The following is a 25,008-nucleotide window of genomic DNA, read 5'->3' as shown; positions in this document are numbered from 1 at the left end:
TGCACGTGGGTGTATTCGGTGAACACGGAAACGTTCTCGCTCAGGCGGTATTCGATGCCGGCGCCGATGCCCCAGCCGGTACGGGTGGCCTCGAGGCTGTCGTCGACGAGGCCCCAGCGCTCGTCGACGCTGCCATAGTCGAACCGGCCCGCGACGACGCTGGCGCTGACATAGCCGAGCAGTTGCGGTTGCAGCAGGTAGCCGGCGCGGGCTGACAGCGTGGTCAGCGCAACGGCGTTCGACGACACCAGTTCGTCGACCTTCATGAACGAATCGCCGTCGGAACCGGTGACCGAATGCTGCAGCCTGAGGCCGAGCACGGCCTCGTCCAGCTGCAGGTCGAGGCCGGCCTGGATGCTCCCATAGGGATGCCAGCCGGCATAGGAGGCGGCGGCATAGCCGCCATAGCCCTGCTGCGGCGGCGAATACTGGTCGGTCGCGAGATGGCCGGCGCCGAGCCCGGCACCGACATAGGCGCCCGTCCAGGATCCCCCCTGGGCCTGGGCCGGAATGGCGGCCAGCACCGCGAGCGCCGTCAGCGCGGCCAGTGCCGTCGATACGCCGATAGTCATGATTGCCCCTTTTGTATACGCGGTGACCCCCGCACCGCCCTCGTGGCCCACGTAAAGGTTTGCCGCTGACTCGGTCAAGCGTGCAAAGAGGAGGGCCGGCACATTGTCGTGGCGCCCCGTACGCGCGATCCTGCTAGAGGAACACGCGGTGGTCATCCTCTTCGCCGCGCGTTGTAGCCGCTTGCTCCGGCACGGCCCGGCGCAGAGCCGCCGCCAGCGCGGCGGGCGTGGGCGGTTTGATCAAGACGTCGGCAACGCCGAGGCCGCGCGCCTGAAGCCGCGTCTGCTGGCTGGGATAGGCCGTCATCACCAGCACGGGCAGCGTGGCCTTGCCGCCCAGGCCGGACGCGCGCAGTTTCCCGATCAGGGCTGCACCGTCCATCCCCGGCATGTACCAGTCGGTGAGCAGCAAATCGCAGGCTTCGGTCGAAAGCTGCGCGAGCGCCATACCGCCGCTCTCCGCCTCGCTGATGCGCTCGACCCCGAGCTGGCGCAGGCACGCCGCCGCGGCGGCGCGCGCATGTGCATTGTCGTCGACGACCAGAGCGGTGAGTCGGTTCGCGGCAAGCATTGGCACTACCCCCGATTTCGCCGATGCTGACTACTGAGGGGAGGCACGCAATGTCAATCGCAACGCCTGGGCAGCCCGAACCGAGGCCCCGCTGTTCGTGGGCGGGGAGCGCGGCCATCTATGTCGACTACCACGACCGTGAATGGGGGCGGCCGGTGGTCTCCGACACGCGGCTGTTCGAAAAGCTCTGCCTCGAGGGCTTCCAGTCGGGGCTGTCGTGGCTGACCATCCTGCGCAAGCGCGAGAACTTCCGCGCCGCCTTCCACGGCTTCGACGTCGCCAAAGTCGCGGCGATGGCGGAGGGCGATATCCTCCGCCTGCTCGCTGATCCCGGCATCGTGCGGCACCGCGGCAAGATCGCCTCGACCATCAACAATGCGCGGCGGGCACTCACCCTGCAGGCCGAGTTCGGATCGCTCGCCGCGTATTTCTGGCGCTTCGAGCCGGGGCCCGGCGAACGCCCGCCGGCGCTCACCCCGCAGGTCCTCGCGGGCATGGCGCAGACCGATGCCTCGCGGGCCCTCAGCAAGGACCTGCGCCGGCGCGGCTTCAGTTTCGTGGGGCCGACCACCTGCTATGCCTTCATGCAGGCCATGGGGCTGGTCAACGACCACGTCGAGGGCTGCTACTGCCGTGAGGAGGTCGAGGCAGAGCGGGAGGCGCTGGCGCGGCCGGGGCGGGAGTAGCCACGCCCGGCGCCGTCACCACCGCCGCTCCAGGGGCGACGGCCCCTCGTCGAGCGGCGGCAGGCCGAGATCGCTCCGCAGATAGGCGGGCAGGTGCTGCAACGCCGCGCGGCGGGCAAAGTCCGCCCGTTTGCGCTCGTTTCTGTCGGCCCAGGCGATGAGGGCCTCGCCGACGACGCGGAGCAGGCTCGGCCGCCGGACGAACAGTCCGGAATCGTATGGGTAGGAGTGCTGTTCAGACATGGTGTCCACCGGACGCGACGGCGCGCCGGCTCCCTGGCAAACGGTGAAAAGAACAAGATGGGCGGACGCCGGGCATGTCGCCGGGCGTCGAGGCCGTGCTTGGCAGTGGCGCTAGGGGGCCGGCCGGTGTGGCAGGCGGCGCAGCGTCAGGTTCGCTGGCTCGGGCGGTGCAGGCCGATGCCGCGGGTCGAGGCGCACAGATCAGTTCTCATGTAGCTGCTCCCTGCTGGCATTGGCGGAGCCCGGCTTCTAGAACGGTTCGCCGACGCTGCCAAGCGCTGCTGCGGCAGCCTGTCGCAGTTGACGACTGTTGTTGCGGCTCGGCCACAGTCGCGCTTCGCTTGTCTAGAAAACACCTTTCCGCTAGGAACGGCGCGAAATGCGAGTGCCTCCAGGCAAGTGGCGCCCGCCCGACCTACGGCATGAAATGACCGACACCAAGAAACTGATCGAACCGCGGCTCCCGCGCGGCTTTGAGGACCGTTTGCCCGGCGACATTGCGGCCGTCGACCAGATGATCGCGAGAATCAGGGCCGTCTACGAGCGCTACGGCTTCGACTCGGTCGAGACGCCGTTGTTCGAGTACACCGAGGCGCTCGGCAAGTTCCTGCCCGATACCGACCGGCCCAATGCCGGCGTGTTCTCGCTGCTCGATGACGACGAGCAGTGGCTGAGCCTGCGCTACGACCTGACGGCGCCGCTCGCCCGCTACTTCGCCCAGAACTACGACCGGCTGCCGAAACCCTTCCGCTCCTACCGGGCGGGCTATGTGTTCCGCAACGAGAAGCCCGGCCCCGGCCGCTTCCGCCAGTTCATGCAGTTCGACGCCGACACGGTCGGCGCCGCCGGCCCCGAGGCCGATGCCGAGATGTGCATGATGATGGCCGACACCATGGATGCGCTCGGCCTCGCCGGCAAATACGTGGTCAAGGTCAACAACCGCAAGGTGCTGGACGGGGTGCTGGCGGCGCTGGGCCTCGCCGGCGAGGCGCACGCCCAGACTCGGCTCACCGTGCTGCGCGCCCTCGACAAGCTCGACCGCCTGGGCGTGGCCGGCGTGCGCGAACTGCTCGGCGTGCAGCGCATCGACGAGAGCGGCGCCGTGGTGCCGGGGGCCGGCCTCAAGGAGGAACTGATCCGCTTCGCCCTTGCCTACAGCGCGCTCGCGGTCGAGGAGGGCGACGACTGGACCGAGCAGCCGCTGCTGCGGCTGGCCCGCGAGGGCGGCTCCAACGAGGACATCGTCGCGCGCTGGCGCAGCTATTTCGCCGCCGAGCACGTGCCGACCGAGGGCTTCGCCGAACTCGAGAGCATCGCCGCACTGGTCAGCGCCGCCGGCTACGGCACCGATCGCATCCGCATCGACCCCTCGGTCGTGCGCGGCCTCGAGTATTATACCGGCGCCGTGTTCGAGGTGGAACTGACCTTCCCGGTCACCAACGAGAAGGGCCAGCAGGTGGTGTTCGGTTCGGTCGGCGGCGGTGGCCGCTACGACGGGCTGGTCAGCCGCTTCCGGCCGGAGCCGACCCCGGCCACCGGCTTTTCCATCGGCGTCTCGCGCCTCGCCCAGGCGCTGAAGCTGACCGGCAACCTCGCCGGCGAGGCGCCCACGGGGCCCGTCGTCGTGCTGGTCATGGACCGCGACCAGACCGCCCGCTACCAGGCCATGGTCGCCGAACTCCGCCAGGCGGGGATCCGCGCCGAGATGTACCTGGGATCGTCGGGCATGAACGCCCAGATGAAGTACGCCAACCGCCGCAATGCCCCGGCAGTGGTGATCGAGGGCAGCCAGGAGCGCGAGCAGGGCGTCGTCACCATCAAGGACATGATCGCCGGCGCCGAGGCCGCCAAGGCCTTCACCGACAACGCCGAAATGCGCGCGGCCCGTCCCGCCCAGTTCAATGCGCCCCGCGACGGGCTGGTCGCCGCGGTCCGGCGCGTGCTCGCTGCCGAGGGGGTCGAGTGAAGACCGCTTCGGAGCGCTATGCCGGTCTCGTGCGGCTGGTCGAATCGCGGACGGTGACCCGCGTCACGCCGCCGCTGCTGCTGCCGGCCGGGCCGTTCTTCGATCTCGCCGGCGAGGAGTTCGGGCGCAACCTGCTGCTGACCACCGCCAACAACGGCATCGAATACTGCCTGCGCCCGGATTTCACCCTGCCGATCGCCAAGTCCTACCTCGAGGACGGCCTCGTCGGGGTGCCGGCCGCCTACACCTATCTGGGCACCATCTTCCGCCAGCAGAACGGCCACCCGGTCGAGTACGAGCAGGCGGGGCTCGAATTGCTCGGCCAGGCCGATTCCAGCCAGGCGCTCGACCAGGTGCTGACCTTCGCGCGCTGGGCGCTCGCCATCTACGATGTCACCGCGCCCTCGATCCGGCTGGGCGGCGTGGGGCTGTTCGAAGCCTTCCTCGAGGCCGCCGAGGTGCCGCCGGCCTGGCGCGCCCGCATCCGCCACCGCTTCGGGCATCCCGAGGCGCTGCGGCGCCTGATGGAGCGCCTCGCGACGCCGGGCACCGTCATTACCGGGCACGCCCCGGATGGCCGCGAGACGGTCATCGAGATCGTCACCGACGCCATGCTTTCGGCCGGCCTCAGCCTCATCGGCAGCCGCACGCCGGAGGAGATCGCCGACCGCTATCTCGAAAAGCAGGCGCTCGACGCCGCCCGCATCCCCGAACGCACCGTCAAGCTCCTGCAGGATTACCTGGCGGTGTCCGACAGCGCCCAGGCGGCGCTCGACCGCATCGGCGTCATGTGCCAGGCGCACGGCTTCGATTTCGAGGAGCCGCTGTTCAAGGTGCGCAACCACGCCGCGGCATTGGCGGCACTGTCGCCCAAGGCCGACGTGATCTTTGACGCCAGCTTCTCGCCGCGGCTCGATTACTATACCGGCATCGTCTTCGAGATGACCGGCGAGGAGGGCGAGATCCTGGCTTCGGGCGGCGAGTACGACCGGCTGCTGACGCGGCTTGGTGCGCCCGAGCACGTGACCGCGTCCGGCTGCGCCCTGTGGGTCGACCGGCTGGAACGGGAGGCAACGCGATGACCGGCGGCCTGACGCTTGCGGTCCCCTCCAAGGGCCGGCTCGAAGAGATGACGCGCAAGGCGTTCTCTTCGTCGCGGCTGACCATCGCCCGCCCGGGCGGGGCGCGCTCCTATATCGGCTCGATCAAGAACCAGCCGCAGGTGACGGTGCGCTTCTACCCGGCGGCCGAGATCGCCCGCGAACTGATCTTCGGCGGCGTCGACATCGGCGTCACCGGCACCGACCTGATCCACGAGGTCGCCGAGAACGGGGAGGAGAACGTGCTGTTCGTGCGGGGGCTGGGTTTCGGCGAAGCCAATGTCGTCGTCGCCGTGCCCGACGCCTGGATCGACGTGCAGCAGATGGTCGATCTCGCCGACGTGGCCTCCGACTTCCGCGCCCGGCACGGCCGCTGGCTGCGCGTGGCGACCAAATACGTCAACCTCACGCGCCGCCACTTCGCCAAGTACGGCATCGCCGAGTACCGGATCGTGGAAAGTGCCGGTGCCACCGAAGCCGCGCCGGCGGCCGGCTCCGCCGACCTCATCGTCGACATCACCTCGACCGGCTCGACGCTCGCGGCCAACAACCTGCGCGTGCTCGAGGACGGGCTGATCATGTCCAGCGAGGCCAACCTGATCGTCTCGCGCACGGCCGAATGGACGCCGCTGCGCAAGGCCCAGCTCGAGGCCTTGCTGTCGATCATGGGCGGCGTCCCGGCCGGCATCTCGACGCTGCTCTGAGGCGGGTGAGGAGGTCTTAACCGGGCCGTCCTATAACGGGTCATCCGAGCCGTCTGCAGGCGACCGTCATGGCCCGTGCCGAACTTGAACTGACCATCCTCATGCCCTGCCTCAACGAGGCGGAGACGCTGGCGCGCTGCATCGCCAAGGCACGGGGCTTCCTCGAGCGCACCGGCATCGCCGGCGAGGTGCTGGTCGCCGACAACGGCTCGACCGACGGCAGCCAGGCCATCGCCGAGGCGGCCGGGGCGCGCGTCGTCGCCGTCGCCGAAAAGGGCTACGGCGCCGCGCTGGGCGGCGGCATCGCCGCGGCCCGCGGCCGCTACGTCGTCATGGGCGACGCCGACGACAGCTACGATTTCTCGCGGCTCGACGGCTTCGTCGCCGAGTTGCGCCGCGGGGCGGCGCTGGTCATGGGCAACCGCTTCCACGGCGGCATCGCCCCCGGCGCCATGCCCTGGCACCACCGCTATATCGGCAACCCCGTCCTGTCCTTCCTCGGCCGGCTGTTCTTCCGCACCGCCGCCTCGGATTTCCATTGCGGCCTGCGCGGCTTCGACCGCGCCGCCATCCTCGGCCTCGAATTGCGCACGACCGGCATGGAGTTCGCCTCCGAGATGCTGGTCAAGGCGACGCTGACCGGGCTGCGCGTCAGCGAGGTGCCGACCACCCTCGTGCCCGACGGCCGCTCGCGCCCGCCGCACCTGCGCTCCTTCCGCGACGGCTGGCGGCACCTGCGCTTTCTGCTGCTGTTCTCGCCGCGGTGGCTGTTCCTCTATCCGGGCTATGCGCTGCTGGCGCTGGGCCTGTTCCTCGGCGCGCTGCTGTTCCGCGGCCCGCTGCGGATCAGCCCCGGCATCGAACTCGACATCCACACCTTCCTGATGGCGGCGATGTTCATCCTCGTCGGCCTGCAGTCGGTGACCTTCGCCGTCATCGGGCGGCGCTTCGCCTCGCAATACGGCTTCATTCCCCGCTCGGCGACCTTCGACGGCGTGCTCGAGGCGCTGACGCTCGAACGCATGCTGGCGGTCGCCGCGGTGCTCGTCGCCATCGGTATCGGAGCGCTGATGTGGGGGCTGGGGCAGTGGGCCGAGCGCGGCTTCGGCGCTCTCAACCCTTCGACGACCATGCGGGCGATGATCCTCGCCATGACGACGCTCGTGGCCGGGCTGCAACTGGCCATGTCGGCCTTCCTGTCGTCGATGATCACCGTGCCACTGCAGGAGGGGCGGCTCATGCCCGCTGCTGCGGCGGCGCCTGCCGCGGCGCCTCCGCCGGGCGAGCGGCTCGAGGCCTGAACACGGCGTAGTGGGCGGCCGCCAGGTTGACGGCCATGCCCGCGAGGCTCCCCGCTCCGAGGGCGGCGTAGGGCACGACCCCGCCGGCCCCGAACGCGCCGACCAGCGCGGCGTAGATGCCGTAATTGACGGCGCCGCCGAGGCACATGGCAAGGGCATAGCGGCCCAGTTCCACCGCCAGCGGCAGTCCACCGGCCCGGTCACGGAACGTCGTGGCGCGGTTGAGCGCCCAGGTGGTCAGCACCGCCGCGGCGAACGAAACGGCTCGTCCGCCATAGGGTCCGAAGCCGCCGATGAGCAGCGCCAGGACGGCGGCATCGACGAAAAAGCCCACGACCCCGACGAGTCCGAAGCTGAGAATGCGGCCCGCGAGCCCGCGCGGGCGGCTGCCGGTAGTGGGGGCCATGGCGCGGTCCATCTATTGTTCCCGCCCATGCTAGCGCCGCGGGGTTCCGAAATGGTAACGAGAGCGGCCCGCCCGCTACGGAATCCTTATGCCGCTCGATCCCCTCGTCCTTCTCGCGCTCGGCGCCGTCGGCATGCTGGCGGGCTTCGTCGACGCCATCGCCGGAGGAGGCGGGCTGGTGGCGCTGCCGGCGCTGCTTTCGGCCGGCCTGCCGCCGGTGGCGGCGCTGGCCACCACCAAGCTGCAGTCGGTGGTCGGCACCGCCATGGCCGCCGCCACCTACTGGCGCCAGGGGTTCGTCGCGCTGCGCGCGCTCGTGCCCGCGCTGGCGGCGACCTTCCTCGGCGCGCTGCTCGGGGCCCTGACCGTCAAGGGCATCGACACCTCGCTGCTGGCGCTGGCGGTGCCGGGGGCGCTGATCGCCATCGCCGCCTATTTCGCCTTCGCGCCCAGACTCACCGATGCCGACCGCCATGCCCGGCTCGCCTTCCCGGCCTGGGTGCCGGCGATGGGCTTCGTCGTCGGCTTCTACGACGGCATCTTCGGGCCGGGCACGGGATCGTTCCTGACCATGGGCTTCGTCACCCTGTTCGGGCTCGGGCTGACGCGCGCGGCGGGCCACACCAAGATCGTCAACCTGATGTCGAACCTGGGGGCGCTGGCGCTGTTCCTGCCAGCCGGCGACGTGGTCTGGCCGGCGGCGCTGGCGATGGCAGCGGGACAGCTTGCCGGCGGCTATCTTGGCGCCTGCACCGGCATCCGCTTCGGCGCACGCATCATCCGCCCGCTGATCGTCGCAGTATCGGTGATCCTGGCGCTCAGGTTGCTGCTGTTCCGCTAGAAATGCAGGTTGATGCCGGTCTTGACGAGCAGGCCGCTGGGCCGGTGCTCCGCCGTGTAGCCGCCCTTGCCGGTATCGCCCACCCCGGTAACGCCGCCGAGGCCGTAGACCAGCGCCTCTCCCTTGAGGCTGAGGTTATCGGTCATGGCGTACTCGACGCCGCCGCCGCCGATGACGCCGGTCGCGAAGCCGGAGCCGGTGGCCGCCGTCGGCGGTCCCTTGGCGACATCGGCAATCTCCGTGGAGAAGCTGCTGTGCCCGCCGGCGACACCGAGGGTTCCATAGGCGAGGAACGGCCCGCTCGCGACGCCGAGGCGTGCACGCAGGCTCAGCAGCGATTCGAGCCTGTCTTCGGGCTGGTACGAGACTAGATGGTCGCTGCCCGCGAGGCTCGTTACCGAGCCGTCGGCCTCGACGCCGATGACGAAGTCGCCCAACTGCACATTATAGCCGGCGGTCACGCCGCCGAGGACGCCTGCGGACGGAAGGCTCAGATGCTCGAGGAGGCTGGCGCTGTAGTCGTAGTCCACCTCTATATTGCTGGTCGAGGCACCGACGCCCGCGGTGACACCGACATAGGGGCCGGACCAGTCGACGCTGGCCGGCCCTGCCACTGCAACGGCAGCGACAGACAGGCTCAGGCTCGTGCCCAGTGCCGTGGCGAGAAGAAGTTCATTACGCATTGATCCAGCCCCGCATTCAGGTTGGACATACCACGTTTTCCACGCAAGAACAGTGGCGCCGAAGCACTGCAGGGTGATTTGGCGACGCCATGAGGGAGGACGCCGCCCGTGCAACTGGTCAAGAACATCGTCTATCAGTGCCGCCGGCACGAGCAGGAGCCGGCCGTCGCCTTCGGCGGCGGCATCGCCACCTACGCCATCCTGATGAGTGCCACCTCGGCTGTCGCCGAGGTGCTGCAGACGCTGGATCTGCCGAAGGGGTCGCCGGTGATGCTCGACATCCGCAATCCCGTGCATCACCTCGCGACCATCTACGCTCTCGCTCTCCTGGGGCTGCCCTCCGCTTCGGTCGGAACGGCGCACGTGGTCGAGCAGACCGGCGTGCGGCCGCGGCTGTTCCTTACCGACCGCGACGATCTGGAGGCGCCGGGGCTGCCGGTCAGGAAAGTGGACGACAGGTGGTTTGCCGCCTCCACCAGGCAGGTTGACTACCAGAAGCTGCTTTCGCTGCCGGGCTTCGCCAGCCCCGACGAGGTGGTGCGCTACGTCTATTCCTCCGGAACGACAGGCCGGGCGAAGTGCGTTGCCCTGACGGGTGCATGCATGGCGACGCGTGTGGCCAACGTGAACTATTCCTACCCGTATCGTTGGCGCGGCGACGTCACGCTCAATCTGATGGGCTTTTCGACCATAGCCGGGATCCTCATCCCCGCCATGGTGCACTCGGCCGGTTCGCTGCTCTGCTTTGCCGGAGGGTACGCGGAGGCGCTGCAGATGATCCGCCTGTTCAAGGTGGAGTTTGTCGTCGCGGCGGTGACCCAGATCGAAGGCGTGCTCAAGGAACTCGGCGAGCAGCCGCCCCTGGCCTCGCTGAGGAGCATCGTGCTCGCCGGCGCGAAGATCCCGCCCCGGCTGCTCACCGACGCACGCGCGAAACTGTGCAGCAATGTCATTGGCGGCTACGGGTCGACCGAAGCGGGCTCCCTGACCTCGGCCACTGCCACCGATCTCGCCCGGCACGAGGGCGCCATCGGGTATCCCTTGCCGTGGGCCCAGATCGAGATCGTCGACGACGGCGGCAAGCCGGCAGCGGCGGGGGTCGATGGCACCATCCGCATCCGTTCCGACGAACAGGCCGTCTATGCCGACGAACAGGGCCGACCCGCCCCGACGCTCGATGCGGGCTGGTTCTACCCCGGCGACATGGGCCGGCTGGAGCCGGATGGCCTGCTGGTCATCACCGGGCGCACCGGCGAGGTCATCAACCGGGGCGGCGTGATCGTTGCGCCCGACGCGATCGAGGAAGTGCTCCGGCTCGACCCGCGCGTTACGGATGTGGGGGTGGTGGGCGTGCCCAACGCGGCGGGCATCGAAGAAATCTGGGCCGGCATCGTTGCGGCCGATGGGCTCGACCTTGCGGCCGTCGCCGAAGCCGCACGTCCGCGGCTCAACGAGAAGGTGCCCGACCGCCTGTTCCGGATCGAGGCAGTGCCGCGCAACGACAACGGCAAGGTCATGCGCAACGTGCTGCGCGAAGTGCTGCGGGCGTGCCGGCAGCAGCCGACCTGACCGAAGCAGAAAGGCGCGGGTGTTGCCACCCGCGCCTTCGTGTCCGTGACTGGGAAGTCGGGACAGGCGGGACTTAGAAGTCCATCCCGCCCATGCCGCCCATGCCACCGCCGCCCGGCATCGCCGGAGCCGCTTCCTTCGGCACCTCGGCGATCATCGCCTCGGTGGTGATGAGGAGCGAGGCGACCGAGGCCGCGTCCTGCAGGGCCGTGCGCACCACCTTGACGGGGTCGACGATGCCCATCTTGATCATGTCCCCGTACTCGCCGGTCTGGGCGTCGTAGCCGAAGTTCGGCGAGCTGTTCTCGAGGATCTTGCCGACCACGACCGAGCCTTCGTCGCCCGCGTTGTTGACGATCTGGCGAATCGGCTCCTGCAGGGCGCGCTTGACGAGGTTGATGCCGGCCTGCTGGTCAGGGTTGACGCCCTTGGCCTTGAGCGCGTTCGAGGCGCGCAGCAGCGCCACGCCGCCGCCCGGCACGATGCCTTCCTCGACCGCGGCGCGGGTCGCGTTGAGCGCGTCGTCGACGCGGTCCTTGCGCTCCTTCACCTCCACTTCGGTCGAACCGCCGACCTTGATCACCGCAACACCGCCGGCGAGCTTGGCCAGGCGCTCCTGCAGCTTCTCCTTGTCGTAGTCCGAGGTCGTCTCCTCGATCTGGGCCTTGATCTGCGCGACGCGGCCCTGGATGTCCTCCTTGGAGCCGGCGCCGTCGACGATGGTGGTGTTCTCCTTGGAGATTTCCACGCGCTTGGCCGTGCCGAGCATGTCGATGGTGACGTTCTCGAGCTTGATGCCGAGGTCTTCCGAGATCACCTGGCCGCCGGTGAGGACGGCGATGTCCTCGAGCATGGCCTTGCGGCGATCACCGAAGCCGGGCGCCTTGACGGCGGCGACCTTGAGCCCGCCGCGCAGGCGGTTGACCACGAGCGTGGCCAGGGCCTCGCCCTCGATGTCCTCGGCGACGATCAGCAGCGGACGCTGCGACTGCACCACCGCTTCGAGGATCGGCAGCATCGACTGCAGGTTGGACAGCTTCTTCTCGTGCAGCAGGATCACCGGATCCTCGAGCACCGCGGTCATCTTCTCGGCATTGGTGACGAAGTAGGGGCTGAGATAGCCGCGGTCGAACTGCATGCCTTCGACGACATCGAGTTCGGTCTCGGCCGTCTTGTTCTCCTCGACGGTGATCACGCCCTCGTTGCCAACCTTCTGCATGGCGCTGGCGATCATCTCGCCGATGGCGGTCTCGCCGTTGGCGGAGATGGTGCCGACCTGGGCCACTTCGGCGTTCTCGGAAATGGTCTTCCTGGCCTTGCCGAGGTTGTCGACGACTTCGGCGACGGCGAGGTCGATGCCGCGCTTCAGATCCATCGGGTTCATGCCCGCGGCGACGAGCTTGACGCCTTCATTGACGATAGCCTGGGCCAGCACCGTCGCGGTCGTGGTGCCGTCGCCGGCGACGTCGTTGGTCTTGGAGGCAACGGCGCGCACCATCTGGGCGCCCATGTTCTCGAACTTGTCGTCGAGTTCGATCTCCTTGGCGACGGTGACGCCGTCCTTGGTGATGCGCGGCGCCCCGAACGACTTGTCGATGACGACGTTGCGGCCCTTGGGGCCGAGGGTGACCTTCACCGCATTGGCGAGGATGTTGACGCCGCGCAGCATCTTGTCGCGGGCATCGGTGGAGAACTTCACGTCTTTCGCTGCCATGATTGGCGCTCCTTACGAATATGCTGGGACTGGAAAGGGCGGTGCGATCAGCCGATCACGCCCATGATGTCGCTTTCCTTCATGATCAGCAGGTCCTTGCCGTCGAGCTTGACCTCGGTGCCGCTCCACTTGCCGAAGAGGATGCGGTCCCCGGCCTTCACGTCCAGCGGGACGATCTTGCCGCTTTCATCGCGCGCGCCGGGGCCGACGGCCTCGACGATGCCCTCGGACGGCTTTTCCTTCGCGGTATCGGGAATGATGATGCCGCCAGCGGTCTTTTCCTCGCTGTCGACACGCCGGACGACCACGCGGTCGTGCAGGGGACGGAAGCTCATTTCTGCTCCTATTACACTCGGGTGAATCTGCGCTGTTAGCACTCGCCAGTGGTGAGTGCTAACCGCTGTCGGGGCATATAGGGTGAGGCCAAATCGGTGTCAAGATTGCAGCCGATGCGGACCTGAAGCGCCCCGTCCCCGGCCATGCGCCAGCACCGTGAGGCGGCCCGGGCGCGGCACCGGCGCGGTTGCATTCGCTCGTCCGAGCGGCTAGCAAGCTGCCTGGTTTTTCCCTACCCGGATGAGGCGTGTGCTGGCCGAAGAACTCGAATCCGCTGCCGTCGCAAGCGCCGCCGGAACCTGGCAGGCGCCCCAGCTCGCCGTGGTCGTGCCCAGTTACAACGAGCGCGAGAACGTGCCGCTGCTGTACGAGAAGGTGACGGCCGCGCTCGCCGGCATCCCCTTCGAGTTCATCGTCGTCGACGACAATTCCCCGGACGGCACGGCGCAGGTGGTCAAGGACATGGCGCGCCGCCACCCCAATGTGCGTTGCCTCCACCGCATCGGCCGGCGCGGCCTGTCCTCGGCCTGCATCGAGGGTATCGCCGCGAGCGCGGCGCCGTTCGTGGCGGTGATCGATGCCGACCTGCAGCACGACGAGACCATCCTGCCGGCCATGTTCGCCCGGGCGCAGGCCGGCGACGACATCGTCGTGGGGACGCGCTATGCCGGCTCGGGCAGCGCCGGGGAGGGGCTCTCCAGCACGCGCGAGGCCGGTAGTCGCCTCGCCACGCGCCTGTCGGCCCTGCTCACCGGGGTCACGCTGTCCGACCCGATGAGCGGCTTCTTCCTGATGCGCCGGCAGGTCTTCGACGAGGTCGCGCCCACGCTCAGCGAGGACGGCTTCAAGATCCTGCTCGACATCATCGTCTCGGCGACGCGCCTGCGCCAGCGCAAGCGCGCCACGCTCACCATCGGCGAGGTGCCGTACCGCTTCCGCGCCCGCCACGCCGGCGAGAGCAAGATGAGCCCGCTCATCGTCGTGCAGTTCCTCGGCCTGCTGCTGTCCAAGCTCAGCCGCGGCCTGCTGCCGACCAGCTTCCTGCTGTTCGGCATGGTGGGCGGCAGCGGCGTCTTCGTGCACCTCGCGACGCTGTGGCTCACGCACGAGCGCCTGGGCTTCAACTTCACCAACGCCCAGCTGGCGGCGACCGTGGTCGCCATGACCACCAATTTCGTGCTCAACAACGAACTCACCTATGCCGACAAGAAGCTGCACGGGGCCCGCTTCTGGGTGGGGCTGTTCAGCTTCTACGCGGTATGCTCGATCGGCGCGCTGGCCAACGTCTCGGTCGCCACCTGGATCTACGAGACCAGCCCCGACCTGTTCCTGGCCGGCATCGCCGGGGCGGTGATGAGCGTCGTCTTCAATTACTCGGTAACGCGCGTCTTTACCTGGCGCTGAGGAGAACCCCATGGCCGATGAAGCCAGCAAGCACGAAATCCGCCTGCGCCGCACCGGCGGCAGCGGCCCCAACGCGCAGTGGCAGTGGGAGGTCTTGGCCGACGGCAAGGTGCTGAAGAAGGGCACCGCGCTGGGCGAGGAGCACAAGGCCTACGCCACCGCCCGCAAGGCCAGCGAGAAGCTGGCCAAGGGCTGAGCCTCAGGCCGCGCCTCGGCGCTGCTCCGCCGCCTCCGCCCAGGCCTGCCGCTTGCGGTAGATCGTCGAGGGGCTGAGCTGCAGCGCCGCCGCGGCGAGCGCGATGTTGCCCGCAAAGGTCTGGATCGCGTCCTCGATGATGCGCTGTTCCTGCTGCCACATCGGCAGCACGGCCTGCCGGCCTGGGGCGGCGACCCCGGTATCCCGGCCGAGGCCGTGGGCCTGGCTCTCGATGTCGGCGGCAGCGACCATGTCGGCGGTGATCTCGCCGCCGTCGAACATCACCACCAGCCGGCGCACGAGGTTCTGCAACTGGCGCACGTTGCCGGGCCACTCGCGCGCCACCAGCAGGTTCGCCGTCTCCCCGGAGAAGCCGGAAAAGCTCTTGTGCTCCTCGCGCGCATAGCGCTCGAGGAAGTGCTGGGCCAGGACCACGATGTCGGCCGGGCGCTGCCTGAGCGGCGGCAGGTGGATGGGCAGCACGTGCAGCCGGTAGAACAGGTCCTCGCGGAAGCGCTTGTCGGCGATCATCTGCATCGGGTTGCGATTGGTCGCGCAGATGACGCGCACGTCGACCTGCCGCGTGCCGGCGTCGCCCACCCGGCTCACCGCGCCGGTCTGCAGGAAGCGCAGCAGCTTGCCCTGCAGGCTGAGGTCGAGTTCGCCGATCTCGTCGAGGAACAGCGTGCCGCCGTCGGCGAGTTCGGCCGCCCCCCGGCGGTCCTCGCTGGCCCCGGTATAGGCGCCGCGGACGACGCCGAACAGCTCGCTCTCCATGAGGTCGCGGGGGATGGCGGCGCAGTTGACCGCGACGAAGCGCTTGCGCGCGCGCGGACCGCGTTCGTGCAGCGCCTCGGCGCACACATCCTTGCCGGTGCCGCTTTCCCCGGTGATGAAGACGGGCGCGGAGGACGGCGCGATGCGCTCGATCTGCTCATAGACGAACTGCATCTGCGTCGAGGCGCCGACGAAGCCCGAGAAGTGGGTCGGTGCGGCGGCGCCGCCGCCTTCGATGGTTAACGCCCGCGCCTTGCCGTGGCGGTGCGCCAGCTCTCCGATACGGGCGGCGAAGGCCGGCCCGCTGACCGGTTTGGCCACGTAGTCGTGGGCGCCGGCGCGCATCGCCGCCACCGCGGCCGAGACGGAGGCGCCATCGGACAGCGCGATGGTCAGCGCCCCGGCTGCCAGCCGCACCAGCCGGGCGACCGCGTCCTCGGTTCGCGGGGCGAGGTCAGCGATGCTGGAAAGATCAACCAGGACAATGTCGTACGGCCTCGAGCGCAGCATCTCCGCCGCCTCCCTGCCGCTGCGCGCCGCTGCCATTTCCAGCGTGCTCGCCAGGCACTGACCCAACTGCCCGGCGAGCGTTCGGCCGGCCGCCGGGTCACGCTCGATCAGCAGGAGCCGCGCGGCGGCATCGGGGCCGGAGGCGGGGCGTGCGGGCATGGTTGGCGGGCCTTCCTGGCTGTGGTCAACTGCTCGCGATTGTTGATGAACACGGTAAATAATCCGTTTTGAACGCCGCGCGCGCCCCGCATGCTTCCGAGCGGTCGGCAGCGATGCTATGGCTTCGGCATCGAGTCCCGGTTCCAGCATGAGATTGCGAAACCGCTGTGCAGGGTGTGGTCTATATCTTCATAGCGCTGGCCTGCCTCGGCATCGCGGCAGCCGCGTATTTCGGGCTGACGTTCTCGCCCATCGAGGCCTTCGTGACCGCCGTCGCCTTCGGCGCCGTGGCGGTCATGCTGCTGGAGCGTTCACTGCGCCGGCGCGCCGAGGCGCGGCTGGAACGGGCCATCGAGGACCTGTCGCGGCTGCTTTCCACCGACGCGCAGGCCGGCGCCGTTCTCAGCCAGCGCATCAACGCTCTCGCTGACGCCAATGCCGGCAGCCGGCTGGACGCCATCGAAGCCGACATCTCGGTGCTGGGGACGGTGATCCGCCAGGTGGCGGAGGCGGTCGCCGACATCGAGGAGGCCGGGCGCGCCGACGGGTCGCTGCCGGCGGCGCCACCGGCGGCGCCCGCCCCGGAGGCGGTGGACGAAGACAGCTTCCCCGATCCGGTGATTCCCATCGAGATGCTCAAGGAGGCGCTGGCCGACAACCGGCTGGTCTGCCACATCGAGCCGGTCGTCGCCCTGCCGCAGCGGCGGCCCTACGGCTACGACCTGGTGCCGCGGCTCGCGCTCGAAGATGGCGAACTTGCCGAGCCGCCCGATTTCCTGCCGCGCCGCGGCCACGCCGAAGTCATGCGGCGCCTCGAGGCGCTGATGCTGGAAGAGGCCATCGTCATCGCCCGCCGCTCGCGCACCAACGGCATGCCGATCCGCCTGTTCGTACCGCTGACGCGCGCTTCGGTCGGCGATCCCGAGGCCGTGGCGCCGGTGCTGGCGACGCTCGAAGCCAACCGCGCCGTCGCCGACGCGCTGATCTTCGTCGTCGCCTTCGCCGACTGGCGGGCAATGACCCCGCCCGAAAAGGCAGCGCTCGCCGGGATCGGCCACCTGGGGGCCGCCTTCTCGCTGGCCGGCGCCGCCACGCTGCGCCTCGACTTCGGCGAACTCGAGGGCATCGGCTTCACCTCCGTCCGCTTCGACGCCACCCGCTTCCTGCGCGACCCGAACGAGTTCACCGATTTCCACACGGCCGACATCGCCGCCTACGGCCGCCGCTTCCACCTCGACCTTATCGTCACCGGGGTCATCGACGAGCAGCAATTGCTGAGCTTTCTCGAGGACGGCATCGTGCTGGTATCGGGGCCGCATGTCGGCAGCGCGGGCCCGGTGCGTCCGGACCTCATGGTCGAGCGCACCACCATCACCCCCTCGCCGCGTCGCGCCGAGGCGCGATAGGCGGCGAGCCAATTCCCGCCGGCGCGGGAATCCGCTACGAAGCTGCCTTGCCCGGCCGGTCGTGCCGGAAACAAGGCGGTACCAGTCATGCATGCACTCTCCGGTCTCTCCCAGATCAGCCCACGCTACGAGGCGGTCCTCAGTGATGTCTGGGGCGTGGTGCACAACGGCGTCGCCGCGCATCCCACGGCGGTGGCGGCGCTGGCGGCCTATCGCGCCGCCGGCGGCAAGGTGGTGCTGATCACCAACGCCCCGCGGCCGTCCTCCGCCATCGTGCCGTTTCTCGACCAGTTGGGCGTCTCCCGCGACGCCTACGATGCCATCGTCTCTTCCGGCGACGCGACGCGCGCCATGCTGGCCGAATACCGCGGCAAGGTTGTCCACCATGTCGGCCCGCCCTCGGACGACGACGCGCTCTACGAGGGGCTGGACCTGGTCCGCGGCAGCGTCGAGGCGGCGGAGGCGGTGGTGGTCACCGACCTCGACAGCGACGACGACACCCCCGACATGTACAGCGAGCGGGTCGAGTTGTGGCTCGCGCGCAACCTGCCCATGATCGTCGCCAACCCCGACCGCGTGGTCGAGCACGGCGACCGGCTGATCTATTGCGGCGGCTCGCTCGGTGACCTCTACGAGGCGCGCGGCGGTATGGTGCGCATGGCGGGCAAGCCGTACCGGCCGATCTACCAGGAGGCGCTGCGCCTCGTCGAGCAGGCGGCGGGCGGGCCGGTCGCGCGCGAACGCATCCTCGCCATCGGCGACAGCGTGCGCACAGACGCCATCGGCGCCGCCGGCTTCGGCATCGACCTGCTGTTCATCACCGGCTCCATCCATGCCGCCGAGGTCGACGCCTTCGGCGAGCCCGATTCCAACGCCATCCGCCGCCTGGTCGAGCCGTCCGGGGTGACGCTGGCGGGCTTCATGCCGCGCCTTGCCTGGTAAGGGTTGCGCGCAGGCCGGTTTCTTGCCATTGAACGCGCGAAAAATCGTGGCGGGTTTGGATTTGTCCGGCTTCATCAGGCTCTCGGGCCTTGACCAGGTTCCCGATGCGCTCAAGCGCTGCGCCGTCGCCATCGGCAATTTCGATGGTTTCCACCGCGGGCACCAGTACGTGTTCGAGGTGCTCAAGGAACGGGCGCGGGAACGCGGCGTGCCCGCCGTGGTGCTGACCTTCGAGCCGCATCCGCGCGACGTGTTTGCCCCCGAACCGGTGATGTTCCGCCTGACCGGCGCCGACGCCAAGGCGCGGCTCGCCGAGGCGCTCGGGCTCGACGGCATCGTCGTCCTGCGCTTCGATCGTGCCTTCAGCCAGATTGAGGCCGACGAGTTCGTTTCCCGCTTCCTCATCCGGGCCCTCGACGTTTCGCGGGTCATCGTCGGCGAGGACTTCCACTTCGGCCGCAACCGCCGCGGCACGCCCGACTACCTGCGGCAGGCCGGGATCGAGCAGGGCTTCGTCGTCGAAACGCTGGAGATGCTCGAGCAGGACATCGGCCCGATCTCCTCCTCGCGCGTGCGCGAGGCGCTGCGCCGCGGCAACCTCGACGTCGCCAACGGCCTGCTCGGCTACCACTGGTTCCTCGAGGGCGAGGTAGTGGTCGGCGACCGGCGCGGGCGCGAACTCGGCTTTCCCACCGCCAACATGGCGACCCCCGCCGTCTTCGACCTTGCCCAGGGGATCTATGCGGTGCGGGCCCGGCTGGGTGAGCGCCTGTTCAACGGCGTCGCCAGCTACGGCAAGCCGATGTTCAACAACGAGCGCCCGCCCTTCGAGACCTGGCTGTTCGACTTCGACGAGGACATCTACGGCCACCACCTGTCGGTGGCGCTGGTCAACCATGTGCGCGGCCAGCGCGTGTTTTCCGGCGTCGACGCGCTGATCGCCGCCGTCCGGCGCGATGCCGATGCCGCCCGCGCCATCCTGGCCACCGCCGGCCCGATCAGCGATCTCGACCGCGCGCTGGGTTTCTTCGGCTAGCCCCGGCCGCGGCGCGGCAAAACACTGGCACCGCGGCACCCGCCTTGCTACAAGGCCGCCAAATCCAGTTCCCGCTGAAGAACGGCTACCATGAACGATACCCAAAAGGGCGCTGGCGCCGGCCCCGGCGCCGCCGAAACCGACTATTCGGCGACCCTGTTCCTGCCGCAGACCGCCTTCCCGATGCGGGCCGGGCTGCCCGAGCGCGAGCCGGGCTGGCTCGAGCGCTGGGAGAAGATGGACATCTATGCCCGCCAGCGCGAACAGGCCAGGGACCGGCCGCTGTTCACCCTGCATGACGGCCCGCCCTACGCCAACGGCAACATCCATATCGGGCACGCCCTCAACAAGGTGCTCAAGGATCTCGTATCGCGCTCCATGCAGATGCTGGGCTACAATTCGGCCTACGTGCCGGGCTGGGACTGCCACGGCCTGCCGATCGAATGGAAGATCGAGGAGCAGTACCGCGCCAAGGGCAAGGACAAGAACGAGGTCCCGGTGGTCGAGTTCCGCCAGGAGTGCCGGGCCTTCGCCAGCCACTGGGTGGACGTGCAGCGCGAGGAGTTCAAGCGCCTGGGCGTGCTCGGCGAATGGGACAACCCGTACCTCACCATGAGCTTCGACGCCGAGGCGCAGATCGCCCGCGAATTGATGCAGGTTGCCGCCTCCGGCCAGCTCTATCGCGGCTCCAAGCCGGTGATGTGGAGCGTGGTCGAGCGCACGGCGCTGGCCGAGGCCGAAATCGAGTACCAGGACTACGAGAGCGACACCATCTGGGTGAAGTTCCCGGTGCGCTCGACCGCCGGCGTCGAGCCCGAGCATGCAGTCGAACTCGCCACCGCATCGGTGCTGATCTGGACGACGACGCCCTGGACCATTCCGGGCAACCGCGCCATCAGCTTTTCCTCGAAGATCGCCTACGGGCTTTATGAGGTGATGAGCGCGCCCGAGGGCAACTGGGCCAGGACCGGCGAGAAATACGTCATCGCCGACGAGCTCGCCGCCGACGTCTTCCACAAGGCCAAGGTCGAGAACTACGAGCGCCGCTTCGACGTGCAGCCCTACATGCTCGCCGGCATGCTGGCGTCGCACCCGCTCAAGGGCCTCGCCGGCGGCTACGAGTTCGCCGTGCCGCTGCTCGACGGCGAGCATGTCACCGAGGACGCCGGCACGGGCTTCGTGCATACCGCCCCCGGCCACGGTCTCGACGACTTCGAGATCTGGATGGACTCGGGGCGCCTGCTCGCCGAGCGCGGCATCGACAGAACCATCCCCTACACCGTCGACGACGCCGGCTTCTACACCAAGGACGCGCCCGGCTTCGAGGGCGCCCGCGTGCTCGACGATTCCGGCAAGAAGGGCGACGCCAACCAGCGTGTCATCACGGCGCTGGCCGACAGGGGCATGATGGCGGCCCGCGGCCGGGTCAAGCACCAGTACCCGCATTCGTGGCGGAGCAAGAAGCCGGTCATCTTCCGCAACACGCCGCAATGGTTCGTGTACATGGATCGCGACATCGGCGGGTCGGGCGACACGCTGCGCGCCCGCGCCCTCGCCGCCATCGACAGGACCCGGTTCTATCCGCCGGCCGGGCAGAACCGGCTGCGCTCGATGATCGCCGAGCGCCCCGACTGGGTGCTCAGCCGCCAGCGCGCCTGGGGCGTGCCGATCACCGTGTTCGTGCACCGGCAGACGGGCGAAATCCTCAAGGACGAGTCGGTCAACCACCGCATCGCCGACGCCTTCGAGGCCGAGGGCGCCGACGCCTGGTACAAGCCGGGCGCGGCCGAGCGCTTTCTCGGGCCGGACCACGACGTGGCCGACTACGAGATGGTCATGGACATCCTCGACGTGTGGTTCGATTCGGGCTCGACCCACGCCTTCGTGTTGCGCAACAAGCAGAAATGGCCGCACCTCAAGTTCCCGGCCTCGATGTACCTGGAAGGCTCGGACCAGCACCGCGGCTGGTTCCACTCCTCGCTGCTCGAAAGCTGCGCCACCAACGGCTTCGCGCCCTACGAGTCCGTGCTCACGCATGGCTTCACCATGGATGGGGAAGGGCGCAAGATGAGCAAGTCGCTCGGCAACGTCGTCGCCCCGCAGGACCTCATCCGCCAGTACGGTGCCGACATCGTGCGCCTGTGGGTCGCCTCGGCCGATTATTCCGAAGACCTGCGGCTGGGCAAGGAGATCATCAACACCACGGTCGATTCCTACCGCAAGCTGCGCAACACGCTGCGCTGGCTGCTGGGCAATCTGGCCCACTACCGGCCCGAGGAGCGGGTGGAGCACGCCCGGATGCCGGAGCTGGAGCGGCTGATCCTGTCCCGGTTGGCCGAACTCGACGGCCAGGTGCGCGAGGCCTACCAGGGCTATGACTACAAGCGCGTGGTGGCGCTGCTCGCCAACTTCATGAATATCGAGCTCAGCGCCTTCTACTTCGACATCCGCAAGGATGCGCTATATTGCGATCCGATCTCGTCCGAGCGCCGGCGGGCGAGCCTGACCGTGCTCGAAACCCTGTTCGACACGCTCACCGCCTGGCTGGCGCCGATCCTGGTCTTCACCATGGAAGAGTGCTGGCTGGAGCGCCACCCGGGGGACGATTCCTCGGTACATCTGCGGACCTTCCCGGAAATACCGGCGGCGTGGGCCGACGCCGCCCTCGCCGAGAAGTGGCACAACATCCGCACGGTGCGCCGCGTCGTCACCGGCGCGCTCGAGATCGAGCGCAAGGGCAAGCGCATCGGCTCCTCGCTCGAGGCGGCGCCACTGGTGTTCGTGGCCGATCCCGGCCTGCTGGCGGCGCTCGACGGCCAGGACTTCGCCGAGATCTGCATCACCTCCGCCATCGAGGTGACGGCGGGCGAGGGGCCGGAAGACGCCTTCCGCCTCGACGAGGTGCCCGGCGTGGCGGTGGCCTTCGCCCCTGCCAAGGGAAAGCGCTGCGCCCGCTCGTGGAAGATTTTGCCCGAGGTCGGCTCCGACCCCGACTACCCCGACCTTTCGCCGCGCGACGCCCAGGCCATGCGCGAGCGCCGGGCGGCCGGGCTCTGAGCGCGCCCGCGTCAGCGCCGGCGGGAGCGGGCCGGCCAGGGATCGGGCTCAGCCTCGTGCTGCTCGCCCTGGCGCTTTTCGCAGACCGCCTGCACAAGCACGTCCAGATCGAGGTGCTCGGCTGGCGCGGCGGCGAAATCGTCCCCGTCACCGGCTTCTTCGACTACGTGCTGGTGTGGAACACCGGGGTCTCCTACGGCCTGTTCGGCGACCTGCCGCTATGGCTGCTGGGCCTCGTCATCGCCGCCGCGACCATCGCGCTCGCCATATGGTGGTGGCGCTCGACCCAGACCCTGGTGCGGGCCGGGCTGGCGCTGTGCATCGGCGGGGCACTGTCGAACGCCGTCGACCGCCTGCTATACGGGGCCGTGGCCGACTTCTTCCACTTCCACTGGCAGGCCTATTCGTTCTACATCTTCAACATCGCCGATACCGCCATCACGTTCGGGGTGTTGCTGCTTGTCCTCGACATCCTGGGAATCGGACGTGACAGGCCGGCGCCGGATGCCGCCTGAACGCATTGCTGCCTGAATCTGGTTTTACGGGCGTTCATGGTTTATAAGGCGCGCGCGGGGCAATGTTGCTTGCAGTGGGCAGGCGCGTGCCGGCGACCATGCCGGGGCGAGTTGGGGAATAAGGGAAGTCTCATGCGTAGCGACTCGACCGGGCGGCGGCCCGCCGTTTTGGCCGTAACCCGGACCGGACTGTTCTCCGCGGCGCTGCTGCTGGCCCTGTCGGTCGGCGCCTGCACGACCACGGAAGGCACGAGTGCGGTCACCGATTTCGGCACCTTCGAGCGCGAGGTGATGACCTCGACGCTGCAGGGCCTCGGCATGATCGACCGCGAGCAGAAGGAAGAGACCAACCAGCGCCGCGCCCCGCTCGTCATGCCGAAGCAGACGGCCAGCCTGCCGGCCCCGGAGGCGGAGACCAAGACGGCCCTGCTGCCCGCCGATTCCAACACCGTGCAGATCGATACGTCGGGGCTGTCGGACGAGGACATGAAGCGCCTGCGCAACGCCCGCGTCGTCGACCTGCGCACCATCGCTGGCCGCCCGCTCACCGAGGCCGAGGCGCGGCAGCTGACGGCGCGCATGACCGCCGCCCAGCTCAAGGGCGGCGCGCGTCCGCTCTACCTGCCGCCCGAGGAATACTTCACCGTCGTCGGCGGCACCGAAATGGTCTGCCTTGCCAAGAACGGCGACCTCGTGCGGCTCGACGACAAGGCCTGCCCCGAGGAAATCCGCAAGGCCCTGAAGGCCACCGCCTCGCGCGCGCCGCAGTCCGGCGGGCTGCTCGGCACGGGTTCGGGCAACCTCAAGTCGGACCTCGGCATCAAGGACTAGCCGCGCGGCGGGGCTCCCGCCAATTCCAGTTTTCCCAGGATGCGCCGACCGAGAGGTCCCGCAGGAGTAACGATCGTGGCAGAGAGCCCCATACCGGCCGCAGGCGAGCGGCTCGCCAAAGTCATCGCCCGCTCGGGCCTGTGCTCGCGCCGCGACGCCGAGGCCTGGATCAAGGACGGCCGCGTCGCGGTCAACGGCAAGGTGGTTCTGACCCCGGCCTTCAACGTCGCCGCCACCGATCAGATCAAGGTCGACGGCGAGATCCTCGCCGCCCGGCAGGGCACGCGCGTGTGGCTCTACCACAAGCCGGCGGGGCTGGTCGTCACCGAGAAGGACCCCGAGGGCCGCGAGACCATCTTCGAAAAGCTCGAGGCCCAGGGCCTGCCGCGCGTCGTCTCCATCGGCCGGCTCGACATCAATACCGAGGGCCTGCTGCTGCTCACCAATGACGGGGGGCTCAAGCGCGTGCTCGAGCTGCCCGCGACCGGCTGGCTGCGCCGCTACCGCGTCCGCGCCTTCGGCACCGTCACCCAGGCCCAGCTCGATGCCCTGGCCGAGGGCGTCGAAATCGACGGCGTGAAATATGGGCCGATCGAGGCGAAGCTGGAGCGCCCCCAAGGCAGCAATGTCTGGCTGCAGGTGGCGTTGCGCGAAGGCAAGAACCGCGAGGTCAAGAACGTGCTGGCCTCCCTCGGCCTGCAGGTCAACCGCCTGATCCGCGTCAGCTTCGGTCCGTTCCAGCTCGGGGACCTGCCCATCGGCGCCGTCGAGGTGGTCAAGGCGCGCGTGCTGCGCGACCAACTCGGCAAGCGGCTCGCGGAAGAGGCCGGCGTCGATTTCGAAAGCGAACTGCCGGACGCCGCGGACATCGTGCGCCGCCGCGCCGCCAATCCCCGGCTCCGGGCGGCTGCCCCGGGCACGGACCAGCCCAAACAGGGACGCTCGGGGGCGAGCGCAACGCTCAACCGCTTCCGCTTCACCGACCGGCCGGACCGGCCCGACCGTCCGGCACGGGATGTGCGCGACGAAGACCGTCCCCGCCGCGACCGCCCGGGGCGCTTCGACGCGCGGCCACAGGCGCGCCCGCGGCGCCCGGAACCTGCCGCCGAGGAAGGGCCGCCCCGCAAGATCCATTTCGAAGACGGGCGCGAGCCCGCCGAATTCAAGGAAAAGCTCTACGGCAAGAAGCCGCGCGACGACAAGGGCGCTGCTGCCGGCCCGCGCCGCGAGGGCGCCGAGCGCCCCGCCCGCGCGTTCGGGGACAAGGCCAGACGCGAGCCCGGCGACCGGCCGCAACGCGATTTCGGTGGCCGGCCTCGGCCGCCACGTCGCGACGGCGAGCGCCCGGCGACGACACGGCGCGATCATGCACCCGCCGAGGGCCGTCCGCGGCGCGACGTCGCCGATCGACCCAAGCGCGATTTCGGCGACAGGCCGCGTCCGCCCCGCGAGGGGGCCGAGAAGCGGCCGCGCCCAGCCGCCG

General features: G+C 69.2%; 24 protein-coding genes. 16 read left to right on the top strand and 8 right to left on the bottom strand.

Annotation, left to right across the window (positions count from 1 at the left end; all coding sequences use genetic code 11):
- On the bottom strand, nucleotides 1-572 hold a 572-nt coding region (locus tag VGD93_RS13585), incomplete at its 3' end, for an outer membrane protein (RefSeq protein ID WP_395012694.1).
- 133 nt (nucleotides 573-705) lie between these two features.
- Nucleotides 706-1,143, bottom strand: a complete 438-nt coding sequence (locus VGD93_RS13580; RefSeq protein ID WP_395012693.1) for a response regulator — start codon at nucleotides 1,141-1,143, stop codon at nucleotides 706-708.
- A 50-nt stretch (nucleotides 1,144-1,193) separates the two neighbouring features.
- Here VGD93_RS13580 and VGD93_RS13575 point away from each other — a divergent pair, with 50 nt between their 5' ends.
- Nucleotides 1,194-1,829: a DNA-3-methyladenine glycosylase I gene (locus tag VGD93_RS13575; RefSeq protein WP_395012692.1), complete on the top strand. Its 636-nt coding sequence runs from the start codon at nucleotides 1,194-1,196 to the stop codon at nucleotides 1,827-1,829.
- Nucleotides 1,830-1,844: 15 nt separating this feature from the next.
- On the opposite strand, the gene VGD93_RS13570 is transcribed toward VGD93_RS13575, so the two are convergent.
- Nucleotides 1,845-2,072, bottom strand: a complete 228-nt coding sequence (locus VGD93_RS13570; RefSeq protein ID WP_395012691.1) for a hypothetical protein — start codon at nucleotides 2,070-2,072, stop codon at nucleotides 1,845-1,847.
- Between the two features lie 427 nt (nucleotides 2,073-2,499).
- On the opposite strand from VGD93_RS13570, the gene hisS reads away from it, so the two are divergent.
- The 4 genes from hisS to VGD93_RS13550 all read left to right on the top strand — a co-directional run bounded on the left by hisS (nucleotide 2,500) and on the right by VGD93_RS13550 (nucleotide 7,143).
- Entirely contained in the window at nucleotides 2,500-4,038 is a 1,539-nt protein-coding gene (hisS, locus tag VGD93_RS13565; protein ID WP_395012690.1) for a histidine--tRNA ligase, read from the top strand.
- The gene (locus VGD93_RS13560) at nucleotides 4,035-5,120 is read left to right on the top strand and encodes an ATP phosphoribosyltransferase regulatory subunit (protein WP_395012689.1); all 1,086 of its coding nucleotides are present in this window, start codon (nucleotides 4,035-4,037) and stop codon (nucleotides 5,118-5,120) included. Before hisS ends, VGD93_RS13560 begins: the two co-directional genes overlap by 4 nt.
- A complete protein-coding gene (gene hisG / locus VGD93_RS13555; protein WP_395012688.1) occupies nucleotides 5,117-5,842 on the top strand; it encodes an ATP phosphoribosyltransferase in 726 nt (241 codons plus the stop codon). Before VGD93_RS13560 ends, hisG begins: the two co-directional genes overlap by 4 nt.
- A 68-nt stretch (nucleotides 5,843-5,910) precedes the next feature.
- Complete coding sequence (locus VGD93_RS13550) at nucleotides 5,911-7,143, top strand: glycosyltransferase family 2 protein (protein WP_395012687.1); 1,233 nt, start codon at nucleotides 5,911-5,913, stop codon at nucleotides 7,141-7,143.
- Here the strand turns inward: VGD93_RS13550 and VGD93_RS13545 are convergent.
- Nucleotides 7,079-7,549 (bottom strand): GtrA family protein, encoded by a 471-nt coding sequence (locus VGD93_RS13545; RefSeq protein WP_395012686.1) that lies wholly within the window; start codon nucleotides 7,547-7,549, stop codon nucleotides 7,079-7,081. The genes VGD93_RS13550 and VGD93_RS13545 overlap by 65 nt on opposite strands.
- A gap of 88 nt (nucleotides 7,550-7,637) precedes the next feature.
- Between VGD93_RS13545 and VGD93_RS13540 the strand changes: the two genes are divergently transcribed.
- Nucleotides 7,638-8,390: a TSUP family transporter gene (locus VGD93_RS13540; protein WP_395012685.1), complete on the top strand. Its 753-nt coding sequence runs from the start codon at nucleotides 7,638-7,640 to the stop codon at nucleotides 8,388-8,390.
- Here the strand turns inward: VGD93_RS13540 and VGD93_RS13535 are convergent.
- Nucleotides 8,387-9,073 (bottom strand): outer membrane protein, encoded by a 687-nt coding sequence (locus VGD93_RS13535; RefSeq protein WP_395012684.1) that lies wholly within the window; start codon nucleotides 9,071-9,073, stop codon nucleotides 8,387-8,389. The genes VGD93_RS13540 and VGD93_RS13535 overlap by 4 nt on opposite strands.
- A 108-nt stretch (nucleotides 9,074-9,181) precedes the next feature.
- Here VGD93_RS13535 and VGD93_RS13530 point away from each other — a divergent pair, with 108 nt between their 5' ends.
- The gene (locus tag VGD93_RS13530) at nucleotides 9,182-10,642 is read left to right on the top strand and encodes a class I adenylate-forming enzyme family protein (protein ID WP_395012683.1); all 1,461 of its coding nucleotides are present in this window, start codon (nucleotides 9,182-9,184) and stop codon (nucleotides 10,640-10,642) included.
- A 73-nt stretch (nucleotides 10,643-10,715) separates the two neighbouring features.
- Here the strand turns inward: VGD93_RS13530 and groL are convergent, their stop codons facing one another.
- Both groL and VGD93_RS13520 read right to left on the bottom strand, forming a co-directional pair.
- On the bottom strand, nucleotides 10,716-12,356 hold the full coding sequence (groL, locus tag VGD93_RS13525) for a chaperonin GroEL (RefSeq protein ID WP_395012682.1): 1,641 nt from the start codon (nucleotides 12,354-12,356) through the stop codon (nucleotides 10,716-10,718).
- Nucleotides 12,357-12,403: 47 nt separating this feature from the next.
- Complete coding sequence (locus tag VGD93_RS13520) at nucleotides 12,404-12,691, bottom strand: co-chaperone GroES (protein WP_395012681.1); 288 nt, start codon at nucleotides 12,689-12,691, stop codon at nucleotides 12,404-12,406.
- Nucleotides 12,692-12,941: 250 nt separating this feature from the next.
- Between VGD93_RS13520 and VGD93_RS13515 the strand changes: the two genes are divergently transcribed.
- The gene (locus VGD93_RS13515; RefSeq protein ID WP_395012680.1) at nucleotides 12,942-14,096 is read left to right on the top strand and encodes a glycosyltransferase; all 1,155 of its coding nucleotides are present in this window, start codon (nucleotides 12,942-12,944) and stop codon (nucleotides 14,094-14,096) included.
- A 10-nt stretch (nucleotides 14,097-14,106) separates the two neighbouring features.
- Complete coding sequence (locus VGD93_RS13510) at nucleotides 14,107-14,292, top strand: hypothetical protein (protein WP_395012679.1); 186 nt, start codon at nucleotides 14,107-14,109, stop codon at nucleotides 14,290-14,292.
- A 3-nt stretch (nucleotides 14,293-14,295) separates the two neighbouring features.
- Here VGD93_RS13510 and VGD93_RS13505 read toward each other — a convergent pair whose 3' ends face one another.
- Complete coding sequence (locus VGD93_RS13505; protein WP_395012678.1) at nucleotides 14,296-15,738, bottom strand: sigma-54 dependent transcriptional regulator; 1,443 nt, start codon at nucleotides 15,736-15,738, stop codon at nucleotides 14,296-14,298.
- 167 nt (nucleotides 15,739-15,905) lie between these two features.
- Here VGD93_RS13505 and VGD93_RS13500 point away from each other — a divergent pair, with 167 nt between their 5' ends.
- From VGD93_RS13500 to VGD93_RS13470, 7 genes are all read left to right on the top strand, one after another.
- Nucleotides 15,906-17,144, top strand: a complete 1,239-nt coding sequence (locus VGD93_RS13500; RefSeq protein WP_395012677.1) for an EAL domain-containing protein — start codon at nucleotides 15,906-15,908, stop codon at nucleotides 17,142-17,144.
- A gap of 87 nt (nucleotides 17,145-17,231) precedes the next feature.
- Nucleotides 17,232-18,086 (top strand): TIGR01459 family HAD-type hydrolase, encoded by an 855-nt coding sequence (locus VGD93_RS13495; protein ID WP_395012676.1) that lies wholly within the window; start codon nucleotides 17,232-17,234, stop codon nucleotides 18,084-18,086.
- Nucleotides 18,087-18,132: 46 nt separating this feature from the next.
- The gene (locus VGD93_RS13490) at nucleotides 18,133-19,122 is read left to right on the top strand and encodes a bifunctional riboflavin kinase/FAD synthetase (protein ID WP_395012675.1); all 990 of its coding nucleotides are present in this window, start codon (nucleotides 18,133-18,135) and stop codon (nucleotides 19,120-19,122) included.
- 90 nt (nucleotides 19,123-19,212) lie between these two features.
- Nucleotides 19,213-22,179 carry an isoleucine--tRNA ligase gene (ileS, locus tag VGD93_RS13485; protein WP_395012674.1) on the top strand — a complete coding sequence of 989 codons (2,967 nt, stop codon included), beginning with the start codon at nucleotides 19,213-19,215 and terminating at the stop codon, nucleotides 22,177-22,179.
- A gap of 56 nt (nucleotides 22,180-22,235) precedes the next feature.
- The gene (gene lspA / locus VGD93_RS13480) at nucleotides 22,236-22,694 is read left to right on the top strand and encodes a signal peptidase II (protein WP_395012673.1); all 459 of its coding nucleotides are present in this window, start codon (nucleotides 22,236-22,238) and stop codon (nucleotides 22,692-22,694) included.
- 132 nt (nucleotides 22,695-22,826) lie between these two features.
- Nucleotides 22,827-23,525 (top strand): hypothetical protein, encoded by a 699-nt coding sequence (locus VGD93_RS13475; RefSeq protein WP_395012672.1) that lies wholly within the window; start codon nucleotides 22,827-22,829, stop codon nucleotides 23,523-23,525.
- 75 nt (nucleotides 23,526-23,600) lie between these two features.
- A partial coding sequence (locus tag VGD93_RS13470; RefSeq protein ID WP_395012671.1) for a pseudouridine synthase occupies nucleotides 23,601-25,008 on the top strand: 1,408 nt, incomplete at its 3' end.

The sequence above is a fragment of the Devosia sp. genome (assembly GCF_036406155.1).
Taxonomy (GTDB): domain Bacteria; phylum Pseudomonadota; class Alphaproteobacteria; order Rhizobiales; family Devosiaceae; genus Devosia_A.
This window is presented reverse-complemented; position numbering and strand designations above follow the sequence as displayed.